This is a genomic window from Pseudomonas paraversuta (assembly GCF_904063065.1).
GTDB classification, from domain to species: domain Bacteria; phylum Pseudomonadota; class Gammaproteobacteria; order Pseudomonadales; family Pseudomonadaceae; genus Aquipseudomonas; species Aquipseudomonas paraversuta.
The window spans coordinates 603,238-626,256 of the sequence record NZ_CAJFCL010000003.1; the positions used below are offsets into that span (position 1 = coordinate 603,238).

At 53.9% G+C, this 23,019-nt stretch carries 23 protein-coding genes; 10 read left to right on the forward strand and 13 right to left on the reverse strand.

All coding sequences use genetic code 11. The features are described from left to right. The first annotated feature begins 4 nt into the window (after nt 1-4). The 3 genes from JQ845_RS08765 (at nt 5) to JQ845_RS08775 (ending at nt 4,864) form a co-directional block, all read left to right on the forward strand. Nucleotides 5-2,380: a cytochrome P450/oxidoreductase gene (locus tag JQ845_RS08765; RefSeq protein WP_161719680.1), complete on the forward strand. Its 2,376-nt coding sequence runs from the start codon at nt 5-7 to the stop codon at nt 2,378-2,380. Between the two features lie 83 nt (nt 2,381-2,463). After that, nucleotides 2,464-3,834 (forward strand): MFS transporter, encoded by a 1,371-nt coding sequence (locus JQ845_RS08770; RefSeq protein WP_203008890.1) that lies wholly within the window; start codon nt 2,464-2,466, stop codon nt 3,832-3,834. Between the two features lie 730 nt (nt 3,835-4,564). Further along, nucleotides 4,565-4,864, forward strand: a complete 300-nt coding sequence (locus JQ845_RS08775) for a hypothetical protein (protein ID WP_202210515.1) — start codon at nt 4,565-4,567, stop codon at nt 4,862-4,864. Between the two features lie 696 nt (nt 4,865-5,560). Here the strand turns inward: JQ845_RS08775 and JQ845_RS08780 are convergent. Genes JQ845_RS08780 through JQ845_RS08790 form a run of 3 tightly spaced genes read right to left on the reverse strand, consistent with a single transcriptional unit; the run spans nt 5,561 to nt 8,327 of the window. Further along, a complete protein-coding gene (locus JQ845_RS08780) occupies nt 5,561-6,589 on the reverse strand; it encodes an alpha/beta hydrolase (protein ID WP_202210516.1) in 1,029 nt (342 codons plus the stop codon). A 25-nt stretch (nt 6,590-6,614) separates the two neighbouring features. Continuing rightward, nucleotides 6,615-7,118, reverse strand: coding sequence for a cyclophilin-like fold protein (locus tag JQ845_RS08785; RefSeq protein WP_161719687.1), 504 nt, complete (start codon nt 7,116-7,118; stop codon nt 6,615-6,617). 27 nt (nt 7,119-7,145) lie between these two features. After that, on the reverse strand, nt 7,146-8,327 hold the full coding sequence (locus tag JQ845_RS08790; protein ID WP_161719733.1) for an MFS transporter: 1,182 nt from the start codon (nt 8,325-8,327) through the stop codon (nt 7,146-7,148). Between the two features lie 128 nt (nt 8,328-8,455). Here JQ845_RS08790 and JQ845_RS08795 point away from each other — a divergent pair, with 128 nt between their 5' ends. Both JQ845_RS08795 and JQ845_RS08800 read left to right on the forward strand, forming a co-directional pair. Next, nucleotides 8,456-9,349, forward strand: coding sequence for a LysR family transcriptional regulator (locus tag JQ845_RS08795; RefSeq protein ID WP_203008891.1), 894 nt, complete (start codon nt 8,456-8,458; stop codon nt 9,347-9,349). A gap of 84 nt (nt 9,350-9,433) precedes the next feature. Then, nucleotides 9,434-10,480 carry an alpha/beta hydrolase family protein gene (locus tag JQ845_RS08800; protein ID WP_203008892.1) on the forward strand — a complete coding sequence of 349 codons (1,047 nt, stop codon included), beginning with the start codon at nt 9,434-9,436 and terminating at the stop codon, nt 10,478-10,480. 207 nt (nt 10,481-10,687) lie between these two features. On the opposite strand, the gene JQ845_RS08805 is transcribed toward JQ845_RS08800, so the two are convergent. Next, entirely contained in the window at nt 10,688-11,026 is a 339-nt protein-coding gene (locus tag JQ845_RS08805) for a hypothetical protein (RefSeq protein ID WP_203008893.1), read from the reverse strand. A gap of 369 nt (nt 11,027-11,395) precedes the next feature. Then, nucleotides 11,396-12,127 (reverse strand): hypothetical protein, encoded by a 732-nt coding sequence (locus JQ845_RS08810; RefSeq protein WP_236010202.1) that lies wholly within the window; start codon nt 12,125-12,127, stop codon nt 11,396-11,398. A 357-nt stretch (nt 12,128-12,484) separates the two neighbouring features. Here JQ845_RS08810 and JQ845_RS08815 point away from each other — a divergent pair, with 357 nt between their 5' ends. Together JQ845_RS08815 and JQ845_RS08820 are read left to right on the forward strand one after the other, a co-directional pair. Beyond that, a complete protein-coding gene (locus tag JQ845_RS08815) occupies nt 12,485-13,363 on the forward strand; it encodes an alpha/beta hydrolase family protein (protein WP_003447693.1) in 879 nt (292 codons plus the stop codon). Then, complete coding sequence (locus tag JQ845_RS08820; protein ID WP_127196689.1) at nt 13,353-13,775, forward strand: MarR family winged helix-turn-helix transcriptional regulator; 423 nt, start codon at nt 13,353-13,355, stop codon at nt 13,773-13,775. The genes JQ845_RS08815 and JQ845_RS08820 overlap by 11 nt, the downstream gene beginning before the upstream one ends. A 185-nt stretch (nt 13,776-13,960) precedes the next feature. Here JQ845_RS08820 and JQ845_RS08825 read toward each other — a convergent pair whose 3' ends face one another. Together JQ845_RS08825 and JQ845_RS08830 are read right to left on the reverse strand one after the other, a co-directional pair. Then, nucleotides 13,961-14,491 carry a hypothetical protein gene (locus tag JQ845_RS08825; RefSeq protein ID WP_203008895.1) on the reverse strand — a complete coding sequence of 177 codons (531 nt, stop codon included), beginning with the start codon at nt 14,489-14,491 and terminating at the stop codon, nt 13,961-13,963. Between the two features lie 50 nt (nt 14,492-14,541). Then, nucleotides 14,542-14,982 (reverse strand): PACE efflux transporter, encoded by a 441-nt coding sequence (locus tag JQ845_RS08830; protein WP_203008896.1) that lies wholly within the window; start codon nt 14,980-14,982, stop codon nt 14,542-14,544. Between the two features lie 115 nt (nt 14,983-15,097). Between JQ845_RS08830 and JQ845_RS08835 the strand changes: the two genes are divergently transcribed. Beyond that, nucleotides 15,098-15,988 carry a LysR substrate-binding domain-containing protein gene (locus tag JQ845_RS08835; protein WP_003447700.1) on the forward strand — a complete coding sequence of 297 codons (891 nt, stop codon included), beginning with the start codon at nt 15,098-15,100 and terminating at the stop codon, nt 15,986-15,988. Nucleotides 15,989-16,171: 183 nt separating this feature from the next. Here JQ845_RS08835 and JQ845_RS08840 read toward each other — a convergent pair whose 3' ends face one another. After that, nucleotides 16,172-16,783, reverse strand: coding sequence for a TetR/AcrR family transcriptional regulator (locus JQ845_RS08840; protein WP_203008897.1), 612 nt, complete (start codon nt 16,781-16,783; stop codon nt 16,172-16,174). 184 nt (nt 16,784-16,967) lie between these two features. Here JQ845_RS08840 and sdhC point away from each other — a divergent pair, with 184 nt between their 5' ends. Then, nucleotides 16,968-17,345, forward strand: coding sequence for a succinate dehydrogenase, cytochrome b556 subunit (gene sdhC / locus JQ845_RS08845; RefSeq protein WP_203008898.1), 378 nt, complete (start codon nt 16,968-16,970; stop codon nt 17,343-17,345). 289 nt (nt 17,346-17,634) lie between these two features. Here the strand turns inward: sdhC and JQ845_RS08850 are convergent, their stop codons facing one another. The 5 genes from JQ845_RS08850 to JQ845_RS08870 all read right to left on the reverse strand — a co-directional run bounded on the left by JQ845_RS08850 (nt 17,635) and on the right by JQ845_RS08870 (nt 21,744). Next, the gene (locus tag JQ845_RS08850) at nt 17,635-17,991 is read right to left on the reverse strand and encodes an MmcQ/YjbR family DNA-binding protein (protein WP_203008899.1); all 357 of its coding nucleotides are present in this window, start codon (nt 17,989-17,991) and stop codon (nt 17,635-17,637) included. 127 nt (nt 17,992-18,118) lie between these two features. Next, complete coding sequence (locus JQ845_RS08855) at nt 18,119-19,246, reverse strand: sensor histidine kinase (protein WP_203008900.1); 1,128 nt, start codon at nt 19,244-19,246, stop codon at nt 18,119-18,121. Nucleotides 19,247-19,798: 552 nt separating this feature from the next. Continuing rightward, on the reverse strand, nt 19,799-20,530 hold the full coding sequence (locus tag JQ845_RS08860; protein WP_003447706.1) for an anti-sigma factor: 732 nt from the start codon (nt 20,528-20,530) through the stop codon (nt 19,799-19,801). Next, nucleotides 20,527-21,093 (reverse strand): sigma-70 family RNA polymerase sigma factor, encoded by a 567-nt coding sequence (locus JQ845_RS08865; protein WP_029612448.1) that lies wholly within the window; start codon nt 21,091-21,093, stop codon nt 20,527-20,529. The genes JQ845_RS08860 and JQ845_RS08865 overlap by 4 nt, the downstream gene beginning before the upstream one ends. 108 nt (nt 21,094-21,201) lie before the next feature. Next, a complete protein-coding gene (locus JQ845_RS08870) occupies nt 21,202-21,744 on the reverse strand; it encodes a DUF3455 domain-containing protein (protein WP_003447710.1) in 543 nt (180 codons plus the stop codon). A gap of 285 nt (nt 21,745-22,029) precedes the next feature. Here JQ845_RS08870 and yghU point away from each other — a divergent pair, with 285 nt between their 5' ends. Beyond that, complete coding sequence (gene yghU, locus JQ845_RS08875; RefSeq protein WP_003447712.1) at nt 22,030-22,872, forward strand: glutathione-dependent disulfide-bond oxidoreductase; 843 nt, start codon at nt 22,030-22,032, stop codon at nt 22,870-22,872. Nucleotides 22,873-23,019: the final 147 nt, after the last annotated feature.

A 23,019-nucleotide genomic window follows, 5' to 3' on the forward strand; every position in this document is an offset into this window, starting at 1 on the left:
AACCATGTCTCAGCCCAGTGCGCCGGAAAAGACTGCATCCCGTGAAGCCGGTCAATCAGTCAGTGCCGGAAAATGTCCGTTCGATCATGGCCAGATGAAACCCGCTGCAAGTGCGGGGTGTCCGTTCTCTGCAGCGGCGGCCAGCTTTGATCCTTTCGACGAGCCGTATCAGCTGGATCCTGCCAGTGCCTTGCGCTGGTTCAGGGATCAGGAGCCGGTGTTTTACAGTGACAAGATGGGTCACTGGATTGTCAGCCGCTACGAGGATGTGAAAGCGATATTTCGTGACAATCGGATTTACTCGCCCGCCAACGCACTGGAAAAGGTCACACCTTTTGCCCAGGAGGCACAGGACGTGCTGATGGGTCACGGTTACGCCATGGATAGAACACTGGTCAATGAAGATGAACCGGCGCACATGGATAGACGCCGGGCGCTGATGGGGTCGTTTTCGGTAGAGGAGTTGGCCCACCATGAGCCAATGGTGCGGCGTTTAACGCGCGATTACATCGATCGCTTCATCAATGCCGGCAAGGCCGATCTGGTGGATCAAATGCTCTGGGAATTGCCGCTGACGGTAGCGCTGCATTTTCTGGGCGTCCCCGAAGAGGACATGGACACTCTGCGCAAGTACTCGATCGCCCATACCGTGAACACATGGGGCAGGCCCTCTCCGGAAGAGCAGGTGGCCGTCGCCGAAGCGGTTGGACAATTCTGGCGGTATGCCGGCCAGGTACTGGAAAAAATGCGCAAGGAAGATTCGGGCGAAGGCTGGATGGGCTATGCCCTTCAGCGGCAGAAGGATATCCCCGAGATCGTGACCGACTCTTATCTGCACTCCATGATGATGGCCGGTATCGTCGCTGCGCATGAAACCACCGCGCATGCTTCAGCCAATGCCTTGAAGTTATTGCTGACCCACCGTACGGCCTGGGATCAACTGTGCGCCGATCCCGCATTGATTCCCAATGCGGTGGAGGAGTGCCTGCGTTTTTCCGGCTCGATTGTCGCGTGGCGGCGGTTGGCGACCGAATCGACGCGCATTGGCAATGTCGAGATCCCCAAAGGTGCCAGGTTGATGGTGGTCATGGCCTCCGCCAACCATGATGAACGACACTTCGAAAACGCCGACGAGCTGGATATCTACCGAGACAACACCACCGACCATCTATCGTTTGGTTATGGCAGCCACCAGTGTCTGGGCAAGAATCTGGCGCGTATGGAAATGCGCATTTTCATTGAAGAATTCACCAAGCGTCTGCCTCACATGCGGCTGGTGGAGAACCAGAAGTTTGAAGGTATCCCGAATATTTCATTCCACGGGCCGGAGCACTTGTGGGTTGAGTGGGATCCAGAGCGCAATCCGGAACGGGCCGTACCAGGGATCGTTGACAGTCACCTTCCACTGAAAATAGGTCCACCCGCGCGGGCCGATATTTACCGCCATGTGATCGTTACGCAAGTAAAGGAGGAAGCCGACGGCGTTTTGGGTATCACGTTGGCCGATCCAGGCGGGAGTAAGCTGCCGGGTTGGACGCCGGGCGCCCACATCGATGTGATCGCAGGTGACTATGTTCGTAAATATTCGTTGTGTGGCATTTTGCACAATGGCCACGAACTGAGAGTTGCTGTTCTCAAGGAGGGAAGCGGCAGAGGCGGCTCTGCCTTTATCCATCAAACGGTCACCGAAGGCATGGCGCTGAAAATTCGCGGCCCGAGGAACCACTTTCGACTGGATGAGACGGCGGATGACTACCTGCTGATAGCAGGCGGTATCGGCATTACACCGATCATCAGCATGGCAGACCGCCTCAAACAATTGGGTAAGCGATATCGCATTCATTACGCCGGGCGCTCACTGCAATCAATGGCTTTTATCGAGAGGCTCACGCGTGACCACCTGGAATGTGTGCAGTTTTATTCCGCGGAACAAGGGGGGCGCCTGCAGGTCAGCTCGCTGCTGGATACGGCTGCGGCGGGGACCCAGCTATACGCTTGCGGCCCAGAGCGGCTGCTGACTCACTTGCAAGAGCAGGTGCTCTGTAGGCCAGACCTGACCTTGCGCATCGAACATTTCAGTGCCGCGCTCAAGCCGCTTGATGCGAGCACTGAAAAGGGCTTCACGGTCGATTTGCAAGACTCCGGGCTGACCATCCAGGTGGCCCCCGAGCAAACGCTTTTGCAGGCCCTTCAAGCCTTCAACGTGGATATTCCCAGTGACTGTGGCGAAGGCCTCTGCGGCTCATGCGAGGTGCGCGTTGCTCAGGGTGAAGTGGATCACCGGGATCAGGTCTTGACCCCCTCGGAACGGCAGGTAAACGATCGAATGATGGCCTGCTGTTCAAGAGCCAGGACCGGCCGACTGGTATTGAAGCTTTAGGGCTTCAAGGCGCGGGTGGCATTCGCACACCCGCGCGCTGTCACCCATTGCTTACCCAAACAATAATAATCAGGTAAACAACCATGCAGGATCAGATCTCGAATTTTCGTGCGACCCTGGATCGCCACCCGATCTCAGGATTTCAATGGCGGCTATTACTGTTACTGACGTTGCTGTTGATCACCGACGGCTACGACGCGCTCGGGCTTGGTTACGTCGTGCCGGCACTGGCTCAGGAATGGAACGTAGATAAAGTACTGTTCGGCCCGGTGTTCAGCGCTAACTTGCTGGGACTGACGTTTGGATCACTGCTGGTCACGCCCCTGGCCGATCGAATCGGCATTCGCGTTGTACTCATAGGCTGCGTATCGGTCTATGGCCTGCTGACGTTGACAACGGCGCTGGTCAACTCCATCGAGGGGTTGGTCTGGGTTCGCTTCATTTGCGGAATCGGCATGGGTGGTGCCATGCCCTGCGCAATGGCGCTCATGTCCGAGTACTCGCCACCTCGCCAGCGCACATTGATGGTAACGCTGGCGGCATGTGGCTTCTCCCTGGGCGGGGCAATGGGCGGTTTCGTGGCCGCAGCATTGATCGACCGATTTGGTTGGCAGTCGGTATTTCTCACCGGAGGTATCGCCCCCTTGATGCTCTTGCCGGCGTTGCTCTTGTTCCTGCCGGAGTCGTTGCCAAGGTTGCTCAAAGACGGAGCCCCTTTTGTTCGGTTGCGCGCGTTGACGCGCAGAATGAAACTCGACTGGGAGCCGTTGCCGGTATGGGATGCGCAGTCGAAGGCGTCTCAATTCCCCAGTCGCTTTGCCGTGGTCGAGCTGTTCCGCAATGGCTATGCCCGCCCCACGCTCATGATCTGGGCAACGTTCTTTATGGCGTTGATCTTGCTGTACTTCATGGTGAGCTGGTTGCCGACCTTGCTCAAACAGAACGGCGTCAACCTCAGTGAAGCAAACTTGATCACGTCATTGTTCCTGTTTGCCGGGACGATCGGCGCAGGCGCGATGTCCTACTTTGCCGACCGTGTCACCAACAAGGCAAAACTGTTGTGTGTGGTGCTTGCCGCAGCTGGATTGTTCACCTTCCTGATTGGTCTGTTTCACGACAATAAGGTCGTGATGATCGGGTTGGTTTTCGCCACCGGTATGTGTGTGATAGGCGGACAACTGACACTTAACGCGTTCAGCAGCAACTTCTACCCGGCCCATTGCCGCGCTACTGGGGCCGGTTGGGCCTTGGGAGTAGGGCGCTTTGGTTCGATTCTGGGGCCACTGTTCGGCAGCCTGTTTATCGGTATGCAGATGCCGGTCAGTCAAATTTTCATCCTCAGCGCTATTCCGGCAGTTCTGGCGGCGCTGTTCATATCTCAGGTGAAGGCACCCAAGGCGAAGGATGAAGTCCGCGAGTGGAAAGGGCAGGTCAAGGAAAGCAGTCCGCTTTGAGGTCGCGACGAAGAGCGGTTTGAGGCCAATGGGGCATAAATCCATCGACGGTTCGTTGGGTAAATATCTGCCGGCTGCGACCGGCAGATATGGGCCGATAGCAGCCTGTCGCGAGGGACTACAATCGGCCAGAAGCAGCCGCTCAAAGGCGTCCAGGAAAGTCGGGGCAATTCATCCTGAGCGGATCCATCCGATTAAATGATGAGTAGCGCCCTCATCGCTTAAGGCTTTGTGTTGGCACTCCCGAACCGACTCGACCAGAGACTCAGCCTCTAGCCACAAACGTACCGCCACTTCTGTGGAGACTTGAGAATTTCGCCCCCCTGTTAGTTAGTCAAGGCCGTTTAGGTCGCTTCGCACACAGTACCTGCCGTGGAGATTTTGTCGACAGCCCGGAATAGGGAATCGCCGAACTTTATAGAACTTCATAAGCAGTATCGTCATTCATAAATTTAGTGCGACAGACAGGAGTCTCCCACGGCAGGTACTGTGTGCTAAGCGAAACTTCCTCACTCTCTCGAACAAGAAATAAATTGCAACAAAGACCTGTTGAAATATTCTAAACACCAAGAAGCCAATATTTACCGACCAAAAAGGAGAAGCCTTGCCTTTTATAGCTGGATGGAAACCCAGTTCAATAAAACCACACCCAATGGTAACGTATGCTTTCGCATTGCTCAGAACAAGAAAAAACATGAGCAAACTTGTTGATTGAATAAAGGATTAACGAATGACTATCGAGCGAGAGATTTTCTCGGCCCTTATCGCGCAGAACGCATTTCAAGGTGAAAAACCAAGCGTACAGAGCTTCGCCCAGCTAGCGGTAGACAAGGGATTTAGAGCACTTTCGTCAAGGCAGCAAGCGGTGGTAAACCCCTTCCTGAAAAAACAATGCGAGGGGATAAAACAACCAAATGAAAAACATAACAACTGCAAAAATAGTATAGGCGGTCGTGATTTGGTTACAGCGCTTGAGAATTCCGAAAGTTATAAGGGATGGCGCTGCGAGAGCTGCCGAAGCGCAGTTTAAAAACAATAAAGCAACACAAGAGAGTAGCGACCCAGGACTCTACAAAAACAAAAACACTATTGCTCTCGCTACTCCTGAATATTACTGCAGCAGGCCATCATGGCCTGCTCGCAGGTCTTTATTTTCTTTAAGCCCTATCAGCCCACCATCAAAACGCTGCTCACTCGTCACTCATTTGAGCGCTTCGAAAAAATAGTGCACGATGCAGCCAAATTTTTCTGCGCATCTAATTTTCCAGAGAGAAAATAGTGCCCATATATCAGGTAGTACTACTGTTTGTTTTCGGTATCGCAACACTCTGGTTGGGCTGCCAGTTGGATAAGAAGAACCGTCAAAATGAACTGGCCGCAAAAGACAAAGCGAAACCCGGGCCTTTTAGGGGCGCTGGCAGACATCCCTGGTATACGTCTGCACCGCTCTCAAGGCTGCTTGGTCGGCAATGATCCCTGTCCTGATATCGAAAACCGTTAGAAAAATAAATGTGTCCCCTTTTCATAGGACGCCACCTCTCACTCAAGTGCGTAGATCAAGCCGGCATATTGCGCTGTCCGCACTACTGCAAAACGGTAGCTGAACTCGTATCTTAACTGTCCGCTATTGGCCGATAGCAGCCTGTCGCGAAGGACTACAATCGGCCAGAAGCGGACCTTGGACAAACACCGTTCAAGCCGAATGGTTAATTCGACTTCACTGTCATCACTTCAAATTACTCTGGAAAAAGCTCGCCAGTTTTTCAAAAGGAATGAGATCGACGCGATCATAAAGGTCAACATGGCCAGCGCCAGGAATGATGACGAGCTCCTTGGGTTGACCCGCAAGCTTGTAAGCTTCTTCGCTGAACTCTCTGGAGTGGGCATCGGCTCCGGCAATGAATAGCATCGGACGAGGTGAAATCGTCTCGATGTCATTGAAAGGGTAGAAGTTCATGAATTTGATGTTGCTAGTAAGCGTTGGGTGCGTGGTCAGCTCTCTGGACGAGCTGGCTGGTGTGTATTCGCCACGGGGTGTGCGATAGAAATCATAGAACTCACGCTGAATCGGGTGAGTATTTTCGTCCAGTTGGTGGACCGTGCCGCTGGTGTAGAGCGTTTCACCGCCGGTGAACTCTACATACCGCTGCTGTGCGGCTTGCGCGATGGTCTCTTTGCGCTGCTCAAGCGTCTGCCCATGCTTCAAGCCGTTACGATTGGCTGCGCCCATGTCATACATGCTGACCGTTGCGATGGCTTTCATGCGTGGATCGATCTTGGCTGCGCTGATAACAAAGCTGCCGCTCCCGCAGATGCCGAGTGCGCCTATCCGCTCTTTATCGATAAAAGGCCGGGTGCCAAGAAAATCCACCGCGGCACTGAAGTCTTCGGCATAAATATCCGGCGAAACTGCATTGCGTGGCAGCCCCTCGCTTTCGCCCCAGAATGAAAGATCCAGTGACAGTGTCACAAAGCCCTTTTCTGCCAGTTTAGTGGCATACAGATTAGCGCTTTGCTCCTTGACCGCGCCCATCGGGTGACCAACAACAATCGCAGGACTTCTGGTGTTGGCGTCAAGGCTTTTGGGGACAAAGAGATTACCCGACACGTTCATCTGGTACTGATTTTTGAAATTGACCTTCTGCACTGTCACTTTGTCGCTGGTATAGAAATTATCCGCGCCTCTGGACATATCGGCTCCTGTTGCTGAGAGTGAACTGACAAGAAGGGTGAGTAAAACCATGAGCTTTTTCATTGGTAGCCCTATCGAAGCAGAGTAGTCAGTTTTGGGAGATAGTTACTTTCACGGCATGTCGGCCCAGCACTTGTGCAAGGTTCGCGTTTTCGTCCACATGTCCAAGGCGTGTGTAAGCGTATGTCGATTCAAAGGTCATATAGAAAACAACCAGGGTGTCATTGCCATACAACATCAGATCACCCGCGTGGATCGTTCCCGGCTTGCTCGCATTGGAGGGCAGGGCTGCAGGAAGGCTGGCGTATTTTTCATTGCTGTTGAGATCGTTCATCTCCAGCGTGAGTGGCAGGAGCGTGGCAAACGTCCGAGCGGCTGCGTTGTCGGCCAAGGTGATGGCGAAGCGTTGTTCGCCGACTGTCATCCACATGGGATATTTCTCCGTGATCGAGGACGCCGACGCGGCATCATTCATTAGGATGTAACTGCCAAGCACGAGAGCTGAATACAGCACGCCAGGCCAACCAAATGACCGCTTGCCCCAGCCTTCGCGCTGCGGGGTATTTGCTGCGGGGTGAATGCTCCCGGTCATGACCCGTCTCCAGGATCGTTGCGTGGTTCAAGCGGTTCGAGCGTGGGTAGCCGCCAGTACGGTCACTGCGGCACCCAGCAGTAGCACAATTGCACTAGCGACAAACGTGCTCTGATAGCCGTGACTGTCGAACAGTATTCCACCCACGGTTGAGCCCAGAGCAATGGACAGTTGAATCACGGCTACCATCAGGCCGCCGCCAGCCTCGGCATTATTCGGCATGGCCTGTGCGATCCAGCTCCACCAGCCCACCGGGGCCGCAGTCGCCAACAGCCCCCATAAGCCCAGCAGTGCAGCAACAGCGATGAGCGAGTGGCCAAAAGGGATCAGTGCCAGCGCGATCAAGGCCATCAAGAGCGGAATGACTGTCAACGTCTGGAACAGGCGGCCCCTCAGAACTCGGCCGATGATCAGGGTGCCGATAAAGCCTGCCGCACCGATCACCAGCAAGATCAACGACAACGTGGATACATCGACGCGCGTTACCGTTTCAAGGAAGGGCCGCAGGTAGGTAAACAGCGCAAACTGCCCCATGAAGAAGGCTGCGCAACCGGCCATGCCCAGCGCCACGGATCGATTTTTGAACAGTTTGAATACATTTCCGGAGCCTGGTTTGCGCGGTTCCACCGGCATGGGCGGCAGGCTGATGAGCATCCAGACCAGAGCAATCGCCGCGACGGGTACCACACAGAAAAAAGCCCCGCGCCAGCCAATAATGGAGCCCAGATAACTGCCCAGCGGTGCGGCAACTACGGTCGCCAGCGCGTTACCGCCATTGAAGATGGCCAATGCCTTCGGCACCTGCGCAGCGGGTACCAGGCGCATGGCCGTCGCCGCGGACATCGCCCAGAAACCGCCAATGACCACACCGATGAGCGCACGGCCGACCATGTAAGTTTGATAGTCGGGTGCCAGCCCGACGATCAAGCCCGAGACAGCCATCAACCCGGCCAGTGCCAACAGCAGCAGCTTGCGATCGAGGGTTCTGGCAAGCCACGAGATCGACAGGCTGGTCAGCACGGCAAATGCCCCGGAAATCGCAATGCCTTGCCCGGCCATCCCTTCGCTAATCTGAAGATCAACGGCCATCGGCGTCAGCAGGCTGACAGGCATGAATTCAGAAGCGATCAGGGCGAAAACACACAGCGTCATCGCAAAGACACCGCTCCAGTAGGCAGGCGCCTGGTTGCTTGTTGAAACAGTGCCCATCGGGGCCTCGCGGTTATTCGTATTCATAGCGGTAATGGTGACGAACGATCACTCCCGGGACTAGCTAATGAATACTTAACAAGGCTATAAGCTGAGCTAATTAATAGCTGTGAAAGGTGCTGCATACCATGGTCAGAGGAAACCTCAACGATCTGCTTTCATTCGTGACAGTGGCGCGCGAAGGTAGCTTCACCCGTGCCGCCGGGGTACTGGGCGTTACCCAGTCGGCACTGAGCCAGGCCATCAGTGGTCTGGAAGCGCGCCTGCAAATCAGGTTACTGACGCGCACCACCCGCAGCGTTTCGCCGACTGTCGCGGGCGAGCGACTGCTGCAAGCAATCGGTAATCGCTTCGATGAAATAGAGGCAGAACTGGATAACCTGACGCAAATGCGCGACAAGCCTGCGGGCACCGTACGCATCACTTGCGGCGATCATGTTCTGCGTACCACGTTGCTACCCAAGCTCACCGCGCTGCTCCACGAATTCCCGGACATCAACGTTGAGTTCGACGTGAGTTACGGATTCAGGGACATTGTGGCGGATCGTTTTGATGCAGGCGTGCGCCTGGGTGACACTATCGACAAAGACATGATCGCAGTCCCGATAGGCCCGCCATTGCGGATGGCTGTTGTCGCCGTGCCAGGGTACTTTGCCAGCCGTGGCACTCCCGAAAACCCGCGCGACCTGATGAACCATAGCTGTATCAACCAGCGTATGCAGACATCTGGAGGGCTCTATGTGTGGGACTTTGAGCAGCGCGGCAAGCAGGTAAACGTGCGTGTAGACGGCCAGCTTATTTTCAACACGTCGAGCCATATCGTGGATGCGGCCCTGGCCGGACTGGGCATTGCGTACCTGCCAGAGGAGGAGTTTGAGCCGCACCTGCGTGAAGGGAGGCTGGAGCGGGTGCTGGAAGATTGGTGCCCACCGTTCTCTGGCTACTATTTGTATTACCCCAGCCGTCGACAGCCATCTCCCGCCTTCACACTGGTTGCCAACGCATTGCGCAAAGCCGGGTAGAGAGGGCGCTCTTCTGGTGTAGATACAGTGGGTCTGAAGTCTGCGCAAGTTGGCCGCAGCTCATGAAACGAAAAGGTAGTGACTATGCATAAAGTAATCCGCACGAAGCGTAATCGCGGATGGTTGATTTCTGTCGTTTGCCTCGCCACGGTCATCGTTTTTTTTGTTCTATCCCGTCTTGATACCTATGGTCTGGATCGCAGAGTAAGTGAGCCTTTTACATTCGAAGCAAATGGACTGCTCCTGGCGGGTACGCTCTGGCTGCCTGACCAAACTGCAACCGCGGCAGTGGTTCTGGTTCACGGTGATGGCCCACAAGATCGCACATCGCAGCAGGGTTACGATCCACTCATCAACGCTCTTCTTGATGCAGGCATTGCGGTTGTATCGTGGGATAAACCGGGCATTGGCGACTCGCAGGGGAATTGGCTCAATCAGTCGATGACTGACCGCTCTGTTAACGTGCGCAGCGCGATTTCTACCCTGCGCAGCCAGTTGCAAGGGATCCCTGTTGGTGTTCTTGGGTTTTCGCAAGCCGGTTGGGTCGTGCCCCGCCTTAGGCCCAATGGTGCGGACTTTATTGTACTTGTCGGAGACGCCGTATCTTGGCAACGGCAAGGAGACTATTACACCAGGCAGCGGTTGCAGCGCACAGGGATGTCTGCGGCTGACATTGAACGGGCGATGGCGGAGATGGCCGAAGCTGACGAACGTTTGTTTGCCTCTTCGCAAGTGCCGTCAGCAACCCTTCTGGGCGATATGAGCCCGGAGCGGTGGGCTTTTGTGCGACGAAATCTTCACGAAGATGCAACCCAAGATTTGAAAGAGCTCGAGGTTCCAGTGCTCGCGTTGTGGGGGGCGGACGATCTGAATGTTAATCCTGAGGTCAATGCAGATATTTACCGAAAGACTGTAGGGGGCAACCATCCCGCCAATCGGATAGAAGTCATACCGGATGCAAGTCATGGACTCCTGAGGGCGGTTCCCTATAACACACAACTAACCAGCGAATGGCCCTGGCTAACCATGCTGAGATTCCTGATGGAGGGTCGTCATGCCTACGCCCCTGGTGCCCTTGAAACGATAACCGAGTGGGTTCATGCAAGAGCGGGCATAACGGAGGCACGCTGACCAGCAGATACGCTACTCACTCAGTGTGGGCCTGAAGTGAATCGCCCCTGCTTTTGTAAAGTCTTGAGTGACTGCTTCTGGCCGGGAGTTGCCCTTCGTGATGGGCAGTTATCGACCCATAGCTGCCCGTCGCGGAGGGCCGCTATCGTTGTTTCATATGGTGCCCGGAGCCAGAGTCGAACCGGCACGGTCAAAGAACGAGGGATTTTACATCTCACGTATACTGCCATCTGGGAAAAGATACATGCCGTCCATCAAGTATGCAGGTTCACCTTCGCTAGGGCTAAGGTCTGAATATAAAGATTTCATTTCATGATCAGCCATTTCGTTTGTATGGTTCTTGTACTTGTTATATGCATCAACGTCGTAGTTAAGACTCTCCAGTTCTTCGCTAGAAGTCGAACCCAAAGACGCCTTCAACGCTTCAATGTCATGAATCCATATCAATCCATTTTTACTGTAATAGATACCTTTGTAGGCGCTCTCGTCAGGTATCCCCTCATACCCAAGAGCTAGGGCCAACTCGACGCTTTTTTGGTAGTTCATTTTCAATTATTCAACCCATCGGTAGATGATTTTTTGAACACATAACTGCTATGTCACGTCTCTTGCCGCGATGGACGCTATCTATTTGCCACTAGTTTTTCCACCGGTGGCTCTTAGCTAGACGAGGATGGGCGGCACTGGCGAAATGTGTGCCTTGAGAGGTGGTGGGCGTCGAACCGTGATAAGAAAGCGTGGAATGGCCGATTTACTGACTGCCGCGACGGGCCGTGAGCAGTCGCCGTGCGGGGAGGGGGCGCTTCTTGCCGATTTCTGACTATGAAAGTCGCTCGCGCCGGAACAAATCCACGCGATAACTACGTGGTAGCAGTAGCTTTAACAGTTAAAGCGTCCCACGCTTAGTCAGCTGACCTACGCCAGTGCAGCTTCGTCGACCGCAGCCATCGATTCCATCCGCTTCGTAATTAGCTTAAGCCTGTCTGAACCCGAAAGATGTTTTCCTGGTGTGGGCAAGGCGGAAGCTGTGGCCTCGCACCAACGTGAATACAAAACGCTGGTATTAGCGAAATCTGCTACTTGCGCCTTGCGCACCAATGCCCGCTCGATCTGTTCAGCGATAATGGGATTGACTTCGGAGTAAGCAAACTGCGAAGACGGGTGATTAACCACTGCCACAGGCACACCACCCGCTAGCGCGGTAACTCGATCTCCGTTTCGTTTGCTGAAGCAGACGATCAACTCTGGTGCCAACACCTCCAAGACTTCAGTAAACGATCGCTTACTTTTCTCCCAAACTGCGCCCGACGGCGCTTTGCGGATGCTGGGTAAAAACTCTTGGATGAAATTGTAGTAGGCAATGCTATGCCAAAATTCACTCCTATCTGCTTTGGAAAAGTGCTTTCTAGCATTCAGGATAGAAGCCATTATTTTGGTGAAATGTGCATGTTGCCGAAGCTTAGCTGTGGCTTGAGGGTGTTTCTGACCTAAGGCTAGGGCCTTCAATACCTCGGGTGTGACTGTCGGGCGTTCATGTTCTTTGGCCCCATAGTGAGATTCGCAGACAACGAGAATGCGTAGACCGTGAATGCCGCGCTCATAGTGGGGGCCGATCCACGGTGCAAAACGGACTGTACTTTTGTTCATTGCCATCCTTAGTTTGTTTGCTCAGGTCAACACTTTTGGCCAAACCGTAATCTCACCATTATTTTTCAACATTAGCGACCGGATTTTGAAACGGGGTTGGAGTTACTGAATCGACCCTGCTTTTGTAGGCGCACCGAATGGCTGCTTCTGGCCGATAGCAGCCTGTCTCGAGGGACTACAATCGGCCAGAAGCGGTCACCAACGCCCTTCCGCGATCAATTCAAACGGCAACCGTCGTGAGAAAAACTAGCCAGATCTAACTTGCCACAGCCCTAAGACAAGCGCGACATGTAGCAATGGCTTGATGAGTGTGTATTTCGCATGTTAAGTATATTATTTCACATGCGAAATAATCCTATGAGCCCAGTACAAAACACAGCTATTTGCCCTGATGGTAGTCCTGTAAAGCTCCATGTTCACGAGGCGATTGGCGCTGCTAAAGCAGTCGTTCAAATCAATCCTGCGACGGCTGTCACCGAACGAATGTATTTCGCTTTTGCACAATTTTTGACAGAGAATGGCTTCACTGTCATCACATACAACTACCGGGGCGTCGGTAGGGATGGGCCACATCCGAAGGATGTTAAAGCCGGATTTACGTCGTGGGCTGACAACGATGTCGAGGCCGTAACGCAGTGGGTGTCTGAGCATTACCCAAGCCTTGCCCATTTGGCTGTAGGCCACAGCTTTGGTGGCCACGCCATCGGGTTGAGTGCTAGCAGTCGCAAGCTGCGTGCAGCTGTGACTATATGCTCACATGCAGGCTGTCTCAGATTTATAAAGCCAGGCATGGAGCGCTTGAAAGTATCGGTTCTGCTGAAAATCATAGGGCCTCTAACCGCCAAACTCTTCGGTTACGTTCCGGGTCGCAGACTGGGCCTCGGAGAGGATATTCCTGCGAATGTCATGCTCGAGTGGTCACGCTGGACAAGCCTTCGCAATTACTTTTTTGATGACCCATCAGTTAACGCAGCTGCCAGATTTTCTCGACCTTCGTTACCTATTCTGGCGTTAGGTTTCAATGATGATCCTTGGGCACCGGCGCAAGCTATCGACCTGATGATGGGGCATCTAACTAAGTGCACTGTTGAACGCCGCCAATTAGGCCCCGAAGACAGTGAAGGATTTTCTATCGGCCATTTGGGGTTCTTCCGTCATCGGCATGCTGACAAACTGTGGCCGATAGTAGTCGCTTGGCTGAATACCCAATTGCCGGAAAATCAATATGAGACATGATCGTCGCTACATTTATCTATTGAACTCAGCTCAAAAAAGTTTATCCAGGCATATTGAGCGGCACGTATCCAATACCGCAGGCATCAGTGCAACTCAAGCCGGAGCTTTGTTTGTAATCCGCGCCCAAGATGGGGCACTTAGCGGAGAAGTGGCATCTGCCTTGGATATCGCGCCATCGGCCATGACGGGGTTAGCGGATCGAATGGTGAAGTCAGGGTTGATCGATCGTCGAGTCGATGGACAAGATAAGCGCAGCTACCGGCTCTGGCTAACAGAGGCAGGATTAGAAGCAGCATTATTGGCGACGACCGAATTAGGCCCATTGAACGCGAGATTGACGGAAGAATTTACCGACAAGGAGTTAGAGGTAGTTTCCCGTTGGCTAACCGCTGTGCATCAACGTTGCCAATGACTGTATGCACGGCCTGCAACTACCCAAAATCCCGTATTCGTAAAGCAAGGCCAATGGGGCTGCGATTGGCAGCTCCCGGCCATTTTCAGCTGTGCTGAATGACCGCTATTGGCCGCGAGTTGCCCTTCGTGATGGGCAGTTCTCGGCCAAGCACGTATGCTCGCGCACGCTTACATTGATAGGGGTCAAGTAGCAACGTAGACAAGAACCGGCTGGAGGCAATTGAGCGAAGGTGCCGTATCAAGCATGTCGGTAGACTCACACCATGGATAGCTGCGACCTTGAAGCCAATCCATTATTTTTCGCCTATGTTCAGAAGGGCACTCCAGCATGTGTTCGATAGTGATGGACAGTTGAATGGCCAGGCCGCTTTGCGGTGAAAAGACCCAATGATATTCCCCGCAGCCTACACGTAACTCTCCAGTCGCTTTTGTTGACATGCCAACCAGCCATTTGCACTTATGAACATTTGCCTCGGGCTTTGGAGGGTCTCCGAAGCAGAATGTATAAACGTTCTCATATTGCTGGCTAAAGCTGCGCACCAGTACTTCAGCAATAGCTTCGCGCCCGCTGACGCAAGGGGGAAACAGGATGGTGCTTGTCTGCACTCTCACGTTAAGAGATGCGTCCAGACTAAAAGCATGCCGCAACAAGTCAGGCCGATTTCCGTCCTTGCCGAAGATGTAGTGTTCAATCGCTTTAGTGGCATTATTCATACTCAAATCCTAGTCTTGCTACAGGTAGGCTAATCGGAATTCCGAGCGGATTATGGGTTAACCGAAGCTTCCCCCTTCGCGGAGTTTGGTACATCGAATACTCTGTCGAAGACCCACTGAAACACCAGCGCGTAAAAAAAGAAGAAAACGAACAGCCCCAGATCGGTGACCAGTGCAGCCCACCAAGAAATCTTCAGCCACCATGCCACCAGTGGCACCAACAGCAGAACCAGCCCCCCCTCAAAACCCAGTGAGTGGAGCAAACGTCTGCCCAACGTGCGAGCACGCTGTAGCTGATGCGCTTCCCAGAACTCAAAAGCATAGTTAAACAGCACGTTCCACAGCAGCGCACATACAGACAACATCAACGACAGCGCACCCGCATGAGCCAGACCTTCGTCGTATATAAACGAGATGCTGGGCGACAGCACCGCAACAGCGATTGATTCATAGAGGATGGCTTGTAGAATTTTCCGCGAAGGTCCTTGCATGGTGTTTTCCGAAGGGTCAGTGGATCGAATATCTGCGACGGTATCGCTCCGTACGCACCACGGAAAATGAGATAAATTTAATACTCATCAATTCAATTCATCCAGGAAACTAGGCGTGTTTTCGACTCTTCCACTCAACGCGCTGCGCACCTTCGAGGCGGCTGCGCGACTGGGTAGCTTTAAAGCGGCAGCTGAGGAGCTCTCAGTCACCCCCGCGGCCATTTCCCATCAGGTCAGGACACTGGAAGCCCGCCTCGGAGCAATGCTGTTCATGCGATCTGGACAAGGTGTGGTGTTGACCGAAGAGGGCGAGATGCTATATCGCCAGACTCATCGCGCATTATCAGACATTCGCCGCAGTCTGGAGGCTTTCTATCCGGACACTGCTCCCCAAACCCTGACCATTTCTACTACTCCGGGCTTGGCGGCAGCCTGGCTGATTCCACGGTTGGGTGGTTTCTATCGGAGCTTTCCACAATACAATGTGAGGCTTGATACACGTAACGAACTAGTCGATCTGCTGCGTGATTCCAGTATCGATCTTGCTATTCGCTCGGTCAGCCGCGATGACCCGAAGTTGTTCCGTCAGGAACTCATGAACGAGCAATTTTCGGTTTACGGTGCCCCGAATCTGGTTGCCTCGCTAAACGTAAATCAGATCGAACTGATCAACGTGCACTGGAAAACTCCGGGCGTATTTTCAATCAACTGGGAAAGCTGGTGCGCGGCCGCAGAATGCCAGGCCTGGCTTGAAACGGCGCAGATGCGTGAGTTAGACGATGAGCATTTTGCTTTGAGCGCTGCTATCGCGGGTCATGGACTGGTGCTGGCAAGCAATGTACTGGTGGCCGATAGCCTCAGGCATGGAAAATTAGTGACCTATAGACCAGAAGTAAGCCTGCCCGGGCCGCGTTATGTTGCTGTGTGCGTGCCAGGGTGGGAGCGGCAGGTGCATGTGAATGCTTTCCTGCTGTGGCTGGCAGGTGCCGCACTACAGGATGGATGACGACGCTTCTTTGCTGCCCCTATGACAGGCAGCAATCGGCCAGAAGCAGTCACTCATATGCGACCGTTTCCGCCCCTTAGCGGACCTTGGAGATAGATTGAAACCGGCCCTATGCTGTATTCGCCTGCTTGCGTTAACTTCGTAATGGGCTATCGCTGGCCAAGCAGCGCTGCTAGAGGGGGATTACTGTGTTGGGCTGTACGCAGCTAAAAATGCATCTGTCGCTCTGGTAGCCGTTTCTTTACAGAAGGCCTGGTCGAAACCCTGCATGGTGGAAAACAGGAATAGGTCAATCCATTCGGACTCCAGCAGTGCGCGCAAGTGTAAAGCTGCGACCCGTGAATCAGATTGGCGAAGTTTCCCTGTGTCCATGTAATGTTTGAGTAGAAGCGATGTCGCCTCTAAAAATTGTGCTGGTCCGGCTTCATAGCAAGCTTTGCCCAACCCTGCTTTGCGGCCAGCTGCGGACAAAAGTAACCGGCGCACAGCCATAACCTCTTCTGAGTAAAGCAAAGAAATAATTTGCTCCCCCAAGATCTGAAGAGCTTCACGAATTGGCAGTGACAGGTTCTCAATGGCATTAAACGTTTCGCGCATTTGCGACCCTGCCGCCGTCATCAGCACTTCGTAAAACAGCACCTCTTTAGATTCAAAATACGCATAGAGTGTTGCTTTAGAGCAGCCGAGACTCATTGCAATTTGAGCCATGGAAGCGCCCTCAAATCCTTGGTCATGAAAAATCTGCCCGGCGGCCATTAAGATCGCTGATCGGCGTGCCTCGGATTTCGTTCGCATAAGCGGCCTCGTTCAAAAGTTTGCCCATCCTAGTCCATCAGTCGTCAGCTTCGTACCAAAAGCTAAACTAGACCAGGTGGTTTAGTTTAGAATCCGACGCTGGCATGCCTTAGGACTTGCCAACCGACCGCGCTGTCAGCTGACAGTGTTTGGCCTGACGTGAAATTACGGATTTGGAGTGAAAATGAACAAGAAGCGACCAGTCAATCTCGACTTGGGTTCAATGAAATACCCTGTGACGGCACTCACCTCGATCCTGCATCGTCTGTCCGGGATCCTGCTTTTCTTGTGCCTGTTCGTGATGCTTTACGCATTGGGCAAGTCATTGAGCTCAGAAGAAGGTTTCAACGAGATCAAAGGGATGCTGTTATCGCCGCTTGGCAAGCTGATCGTGTGGGTGCTGTATTCAGCTTTGATCTATCATTTGGTGGCGGGCGTGCGGCACCTGATCATGGATATGGGGGTGGGAGAGACACTGCAAGGCGGAAAGCGCGGTTCTGTAATCGTAATTATTGTGTCGACCTTGCTCATTGCTGCCGGTGCCATTTGGCTCTGGATGTAATCAGCGTCGATGGTGCGCAGAGAGAGACGTTAGCCAAAGAAGGCCCCCACATTTTGATTAAGTGTGGGGGCTTTTTACTTAGTACCTGCAACAGGCGAATCGCTCAAGACCAGGACTCCGTCGAGCGGCAGCTTCTGGCCGATAGCAGCCTGTCGCGAAGGACTACAATCGGCCAGGAGCAGACGTTCGTGCAAGGTTGCAATCGGTCAAAATAGCCAAACACCACCCGATGGGGGAGCGCAGATAAAATCTGTGCAACCGAATAACCATGATTCGTCAGTTCGAACCGCTACTCAGTTAACGCGTAACTATCTTGAATGAGTTCGTGTATGTGTTCGATTGCTACCGAGCCGTCCAGAACCACACTGATCCAGTGCTCTTTGTTCATGTGGTAACCCGGAAGAATACCCTCCATTTGACGAAGTGAACCCGCTTTGTCCGGATCGCATTTCACATCCAGAATATCAACCTCTCCCTCGCCTGCGAGCCCCAGCTTTTCCTTGGGTACGTTCATCACTATTCCAAACCATTTCTCAGATCCCGGGTGCCTCAGGACGGCGTATTTCGGGAATTTGATCCAGGGGTAATCAGGCTGGATATCGAACGTTTTCGCAACATGGCTCAACACTGCTTTTCTGGATGACATGGCACTGTCCTTGGGCATTGATTATCTGGTAGCTGAGGAGCCATGTGGCAATCCCATTGTGGCAATGCTCAGCTATGCGTCGCCACCCTGTACAGCCACTCGCCCGCAGGCTTGCATCCTATGTCACTCAGGTGGCGACCGACGGAATGCGGACTGTAAAAGTGGTTCCCCTGCCGGCTTCAGACTCGACTTCGATGCTACCTTGATGAGCGCTTACGATGGCTGAAGCTATGTAGAGGCCGAGCCCGAGCCCCGCTTCAGCGCCGTACTCCACGCCGCCTTGCAGATGTCGAATCAAAGGGTTGAAGAGGCTCGCCTTTACACTGTCTTCAATTGGCAGGCCACAGTTATGGACAGACAATAAAGCACGTTCATCGACGGTTTTTAGAGTAACGGTGATTGGGGTATCGGCCTCACCGTGTTGAATTGCATTCCCAATGAGATTGGCAATTACCTGTTCCATCCTGGATTTATCAAAGTTCCAGGGCAGCGTATTTTCCGACAGAAAATCAATCTTTCGATGCGGATGATGGACTGTAGCTTCTTCCACCATTCCCTTGCATGTCAGCGCCAGATCGTCGCGTTCGATGCGAACCGGAATTCCCGAACCTAGCTGAGTACGTGTGAAATCCAGGAGGTCACCCACAATCTTTATAGACCGCTTCGCGCTCATATAAATACGCGACACATTCTTGGTAGGTTTGGGCGGTAGATCTCCGGCGCGCATAAGAACTTCAGCACTGAGCAATACGGCCCCCAACGGACTTCTCAAATCGTGACCGAGCACGCCGAGAAACACGTTCCTCGCTGTCTCTACAGCTTTGGTATATGTCACCACCGACTCTGCGAGCGCCTGATCAATGGCTTCGTTAAATCGAATAATATCGGAAACTTCCTGATCATTGGACACGTAATCAGGCGGCAGCCACAACGCAAGTACGCTGGTATGCAAGGCTCTGTACTCTGCAATCACTTGTCCTATGGTAAAGCCCGAAGCATGGCGAAGATCCGCGTGTATTTCCGCTGATGTAATACTGTTCGATTGAGGCGCATTTCCGTGAGACTTCAAAATTCTTGCTTCAGGGCTCTGAGAGGTTTGGAGGTCAGCAGCAATGGTCCGCAGCATGTGCTCAGCATGATCCCTCAAAGCCAGCGCATCCATCCCCTCTGCGGCAGGCGTCAGCGTCTTGGCGAAGTCTTCCCAATGCTGAAGGATTGGCTCCATGTTTTGTAGGATGAAATCTGCCAGGCGCATTGTGTGTTTCTCTCATGAAGTGAAACGTTCGAGCGATGAGCCTATACCACGCTACCGGATATAGCTGGCTAACTTTATGCGTATCGCCTGTTCTGGAATTTCTACCGATTAATGTTCTGCATTGAAGACATCCAGTAGCTCGGTTGCTTTTGGAGCAGACCCTTGCAGACATAGGCTTTGCATCTGCGGCGTTCGACAATGTTAATCCAGCGCTTTCTCATACCCGCTCCATAAAGGCTGAGTGCGTACTTGTCATTGCGAATGAGGGACGCGCGCAGCCATATACGGATTTGAGATCATTCGCCTGGCCAAAGAACAATGGCCATCGATGAGAAGATGATTGAGCCCTAGGCCCTTTTGCTCTCCAGGCCTTGCTCACTGGATCGTTCAGAGACCGTCATTGCCACGAGCCTCTATCTGAAACCAGTCGTGTTGCAAGTCTGAAAAACTGTCTCAATGATTCTCATGCATCTTGGATAGTGGAGTGACAGCTCTCGGTTACAGGCAGTGTCTCGAAGGTGTCCACGGAACCTGGGGCGACTCAACCCCTGTTCAGATCACTTTAACGGCCCGGCCAATAAACTGAATCGGTCCTGTGGGTTTTCCGGTCTGCGATCCATTGGGATTCTCCAGAGTCAGCTCAAAGAGCTGGTTGGGTTCCAGAGGGGGCAGGTTATCCAAAGGGACTGAAAACGTTTGCCCTGGCTTGACCAGGCCAAGGGATACCGGTGCTTGCCAGCCGTCCGCTTTGGTCCAGAACTGAAGTACTTTATCAGCCGGGACTTGCGCTACCTCCAAAGGTATCAGTTGGATTTCCCTGGGGTTGCTCGCCTGAATAACCCAGCCGGGCGCCTGGTTCTGCGGAGCTACCAGAACGACCAGGTAGGTGGTCGGGTTTACCACAGCTGTTCGTGTCAGGAGTATTGATCCGAGCAACAGCGTTGCGACAAGACTTGTTCCCGCGAGCCCACGCCATAGAGGAAGAAGGTTCCACCATGAAGTTGGCTTCGCGGTGGCTGCCACTCCTGATGCTCGCCGGTCAGTGCTGTTCACGCTGCGCTCGATTCGCCTCCAGAGCAGGGCAGAGGGGGGCTGCGGTTCAGCCAGTTCGGTCAAGGCAAGCAAGCGTTGTTCCCACGCATCGACAGCTGTTTGCAAATCGGCGTCCTGAGCGAGACGCTTTTTAATCTTGATGCGTTGCTCGGCCGGCAACGTGCCCAGCACATACTCACTCGCCAATTCATCAATGTTGTCGGGACTCTCACCCTCAGGGCTTCTGGTCATCCCATGCACTCCCGCAATACCACCAGGCTGCGTTTGATCCAGGCTTTGACAGTCCCCAGCGGGGTGCCCAGTTTCTGCGATATTTGCGAATGCGAATAGCCATCGACATATGCATGAAGAATGCAGTTGCGCCGCGCCGGCTCCAGTTGCTCAAGGCACACATAAATACGTCCTGAACGGGCTCGATAATCGAAGCTGTCCACATTCCCTGACGATGTCTGCATGGACGCTAAATCGTGCAGTGCCATTTCGCTGTGCTCGCTGACCTGCACTTCCCGGGCGTTATCTCGCATGAAGTTCAGCGCCAAATGCCGTGTCACGATGAAGATCCAGCCACGTGCAGAACCTCGTGCAGGATCGAAACTGGCGGCACGAGTCCATATCTTGATAAAGGCATCGTGCACGATGTCTTCGGCCAGGGCGTTGTCGCGAGCGATTCGCTTGGCAACCCCTAAAAGACGGGCACTTTCCTGCTGATACAAGTCCTGCAATGCCTGCTGCTCGCCTCGGGCGCAAGCAGCCAGACAGGCTTCATAGTCAAAACAGGGTTCAGGTAGAGACAAAGTTTTCAGCCGCCGGCAGTTGGTAAATAACCCCAGCCATCGGGCCGGGGTTTCGTCGAAGGAGAGTAGACGACTTTGCGCGCTAACCGCCTGTTCTGAATCCTTGGCTTAATTAGCTGCCCAAAAAATATAGTCAGCCTGATATTTCACCACCTCGCGCTTGCCTTTGTTTGCAGCGGTGCATTCGGTCATGGGGGCTACGCCGCCTTTTACGGCCACTCGCTGGATATAGCTGACATTGCTCATCGCGCCGTTGCCTTGCGCAGGGTTGGCCTTGACCAACTGATAGGGAAGGTCACCAGTACCTGAGTCTGCAACCGCCAGTTGCGTCCCGGTGATTTTAGAGCCGTCTTTGGCTTGCCAGGTGGCAGGTGGTCCGAAGTAGGTGCCGACCTGTTTGCCACTGCGATCATTAAGCACTGCTTTGGGCCCGACAAAAGTCCATTCGGTCTGACCTGCGACGTTCGCTTTGTCGCGACACTCATACGTGATTTCGCCTACGCCCACAGTCTCCAGGGCGACCTTGTGACCGTCAGGAACCTTGATGCTGTCGGGCAAATCTGTTTGGGCATACGCAGCTGGCACTGTGACCAACAAGCAGGTAGCCGCAAGCGTAGTGCTGACAATGCCCAGGAATCGTTTAGCGTTCATGCAAATCTCTCCAGAAAGGTAATCAGTTCAGCAGCTATGGCTACTACCTGTACTACCCACGGGAGAAGCAACTGGATGCAGCTAACTGGAAAAAATATCAACGCTGGAAGATTCAGCCAGTCTGCGGGTCAAGGTCCGGGCCGGCTTGCAGCGCTGCAAGCCGTCGGTACTCCGGCGCTCTTCGAAGGTGTATGGTCGAGTTTTTCGTCTGTTCTGAACTGCACGGTTGCAGCGTTATCTATATTGGCTGGTCCACCGCGCAATTGAATCCCGGGAGTATCAAGCATGACTGATTACGTACCACCCAAGGTCTGGACCTGGAACAAGGAAAACGGCGGGACTTTCGCCAGCATCAACCGGCCGGTGGCCGGCGCCACCCACGACAAGGAATTGCCGGTGGGGCGTCATCCGCTGCAGCTGTATTCCCTGGCCACGCCCAACGGGCAGAAGGTCAGCATTTTACTGGAGGAGTTGCTGGCCCTCGGTCATCAAGGGGCCGAGTACGATGCCTGGCTGATCAAGATTGGTGAAGGCGATCAGTTCTCCAGCGGCTTCGTCGCGGTAAACCCTAACTCCAAGATTCCGGCGCTGATGGATCACAGCGGGCCCAAGCCCGTGCGCATCTTCGAGTCGGGAGCGATCTTGCTGTACCTGGCCGAGAAGTTCGGGGCGTTTGTCCCCACCGAACCGGCGGCCCGGGCTGAATGCCTGTCCTGGCTGTTCTGGCAGATGGGCAGCGCGCCGTATCTGGGGGGCGGGTTTGGCCATTTTTATGCCTACGCGCCGATCAAGATCGAGTACGCCATCGACCGTTTTGCCATGGAAGTCAAACGTCAACTGGACGTGCTGGACAAGCAGCTGGCGGTGAACGAATACGTCGCCGGCGATCAATACACCATCGCCGACATAGCGATCTGGCCCTGGTACGGCGGCCTGCTCAAAGGCCGGTTATATGAGGCCGCGCAGTTCCTTTCGGTGCAGGATTACAAGCATGTCCAGCGCTGGGCGGATGCCGTTGAGGCGCGGCCTGCGGTCCAGCGAGGACGCAGGGTCAACCGGATTTCGGGGGACCCTTCGCAGCAGTTGCCCGAGCGTCACGATGCCAGTGACTTCGACGCGCGCAGCTAGTCGCTCGGCAGCCGCCCCTTGGCGGTTTCGGGTGCTGACGGGCAGCCCCTTGCCAGGGCTGCCCGCATAAACCCAAGCGTCCCGGGCCGGCACTTACCCATGCTGGCGCTACGGGTTTTATTCTTGCAATCAACGTTTCAATCCCTT

Excerpts from the sequence above, each read along its gene's own strand:
- JQ845_RS08765 (WP_161719680.1), top strand. The coding sequence starts at position 5 with ATGTCTCAGCCCAGTGCGCCGGAAAAGACTGCATCCCGTGAAGCCGGT.
- JQ845_RS08770 (WP_203008890.1), top strand. The coding sequence starts at position 2,464 with ATGCAGGATCAGATCTCGAATTTTCGTGCGACCCTGGATCGCCACCCG.
- JQ845_RS08775 (WP_202210515.1), top strand. The coding sequence starts at position 4,565 with ATGACTATCGAGCGAGAGATTTTCTCGGCCCTTATCGCGCAGAACGCA.
- JQ845_RS08780 (WP_202210516.1), bottom strand. The coding sequence starts at position 6,589 with ATGAAAAAGCTCATGGTTTTACTCACCCTTCTTGTCAGTTCACTCTCA.
- JQ845_RS08785 (WP_161719687.1), bottom strand. The coding sequence starts at position 7,118 with ATGACCGGGAGCATTCACCCCGCAGCAAATACCCCGCAGCGCGAAGGC.
- JQ845_RS08790 (WP_161719733.1), bottom strand. The coding sequence starts at position 8,327 with ATGGGCACTGTTTCAACAAGCAACCAGGCGCCTGCCTACTGGAGCGGT.
- JQ845_RS08795 (WP_203008891.1), top strand. The coding sequence starts at position 8,456 with ATGGTCAGAGGAAACCTCAACGATCTGCTTTCATTCGTGACAGTGGCG.
- JQ845_RS08800 (WP_203008892.1), top strand. The coding sequence starts at position 9,434 with ATGCATAAAGTAATCCGCACGAAGCGTAATCGCGGATGGTTGATTTCT.
- JQ845_RS08805 (WP_203008893.1), bottom strand. The coding sequence starts at position 11,026 with ATGAACTACCAAAAAAGCGTCGAGTTGGCCCTAGCTCTTGGGTATGAG.
- JQ845_RS08810 (WP_236010202.1), bottom strand. The coding sequence starts at position 12,127 with ATGAACAAAAGTACAGTCCGTTTTGCACCGTGGATCGGCCCCCACTAT.
- JQ845_RS08815 (WP_003447693.1), top strand. The coding sequence starts at position 12,485 with ATGAGCCCAGTACAAAACACAGCTATTTGCCCTGATGGTAGTCCTGTA.
- JQ845_RS08820 (WP_127196689.1), top strand. The coding sequence starts at position 13,353 with ATGAGACATGATCGTCGCTACATTTATCTATTGAACTCAGCTCAAAAA.
- JQ845_RS08825 (WP_203008895.1), bottom strand. The coding sequence starts at position 14,491 with ATGAATAATGCCACTAAAGCGATTGAACACTACATCTTCGGCAAGGAC.
- JQ845_RS08830 (WP_203008896.1), bottom strand. The coding sequence starts at position 14,982 with ATGCAAGGACCTTCGCGGAAAATTCTACAAGCCATCCTCTATGAATCA.
- JQ845_RS08840 (WP_203008897.1), bottom strand. The coding sequence starts at position 16,783 with ATGCGAACGAAATCCGAGGCACGCCGATCAGCGATCTTAATGGCCGCC.
- sdhC (WP_203008898.1), top strand. The coding sequence starts at position 16,968 with ATGAACAAGAAGCGACCAGTCAATCTCGACTTGGGTTCAATGAAATAC.
- JQ845_RS08850 (WP_203008899.1), bottom strand. The coding sequence starts at position 17,991 with ATGTCATCCAGAAAAGCAGTGTTGAGCCATGTTGCGAAAACGTTCGAT.
- JQ845_RS08855 (WP_203008900.1), bottom strand. The coding sequence starts at position 19,246 with ATGCGCCTGGCAGATTTCATCCTACAAAACATGGAGCCAATCCTTCAG.
- JQ845_RS08860 (WP_003447706.1), bottom strand. The coding sequence starts at position 20,530 with ATGACCAGAAGCCCTGAGGGTGAGAGTCCCGACAACATTGATGAATTG.
- JQ845_RS08870 (WP_003447710.1), bottom strand. The coding sequence starts at position 21,744 with ATGAACGCTAAACGATTCCTGGGCATTGTCAGCACTACGCTTGCGGCT.
- yghU (WP_003447712.1), top strand. The coding sequence starts at position 22,030 with ATGACTGATTACGTACCACCCAAGGTCTGGACCTGGAACAAGGAAAAC.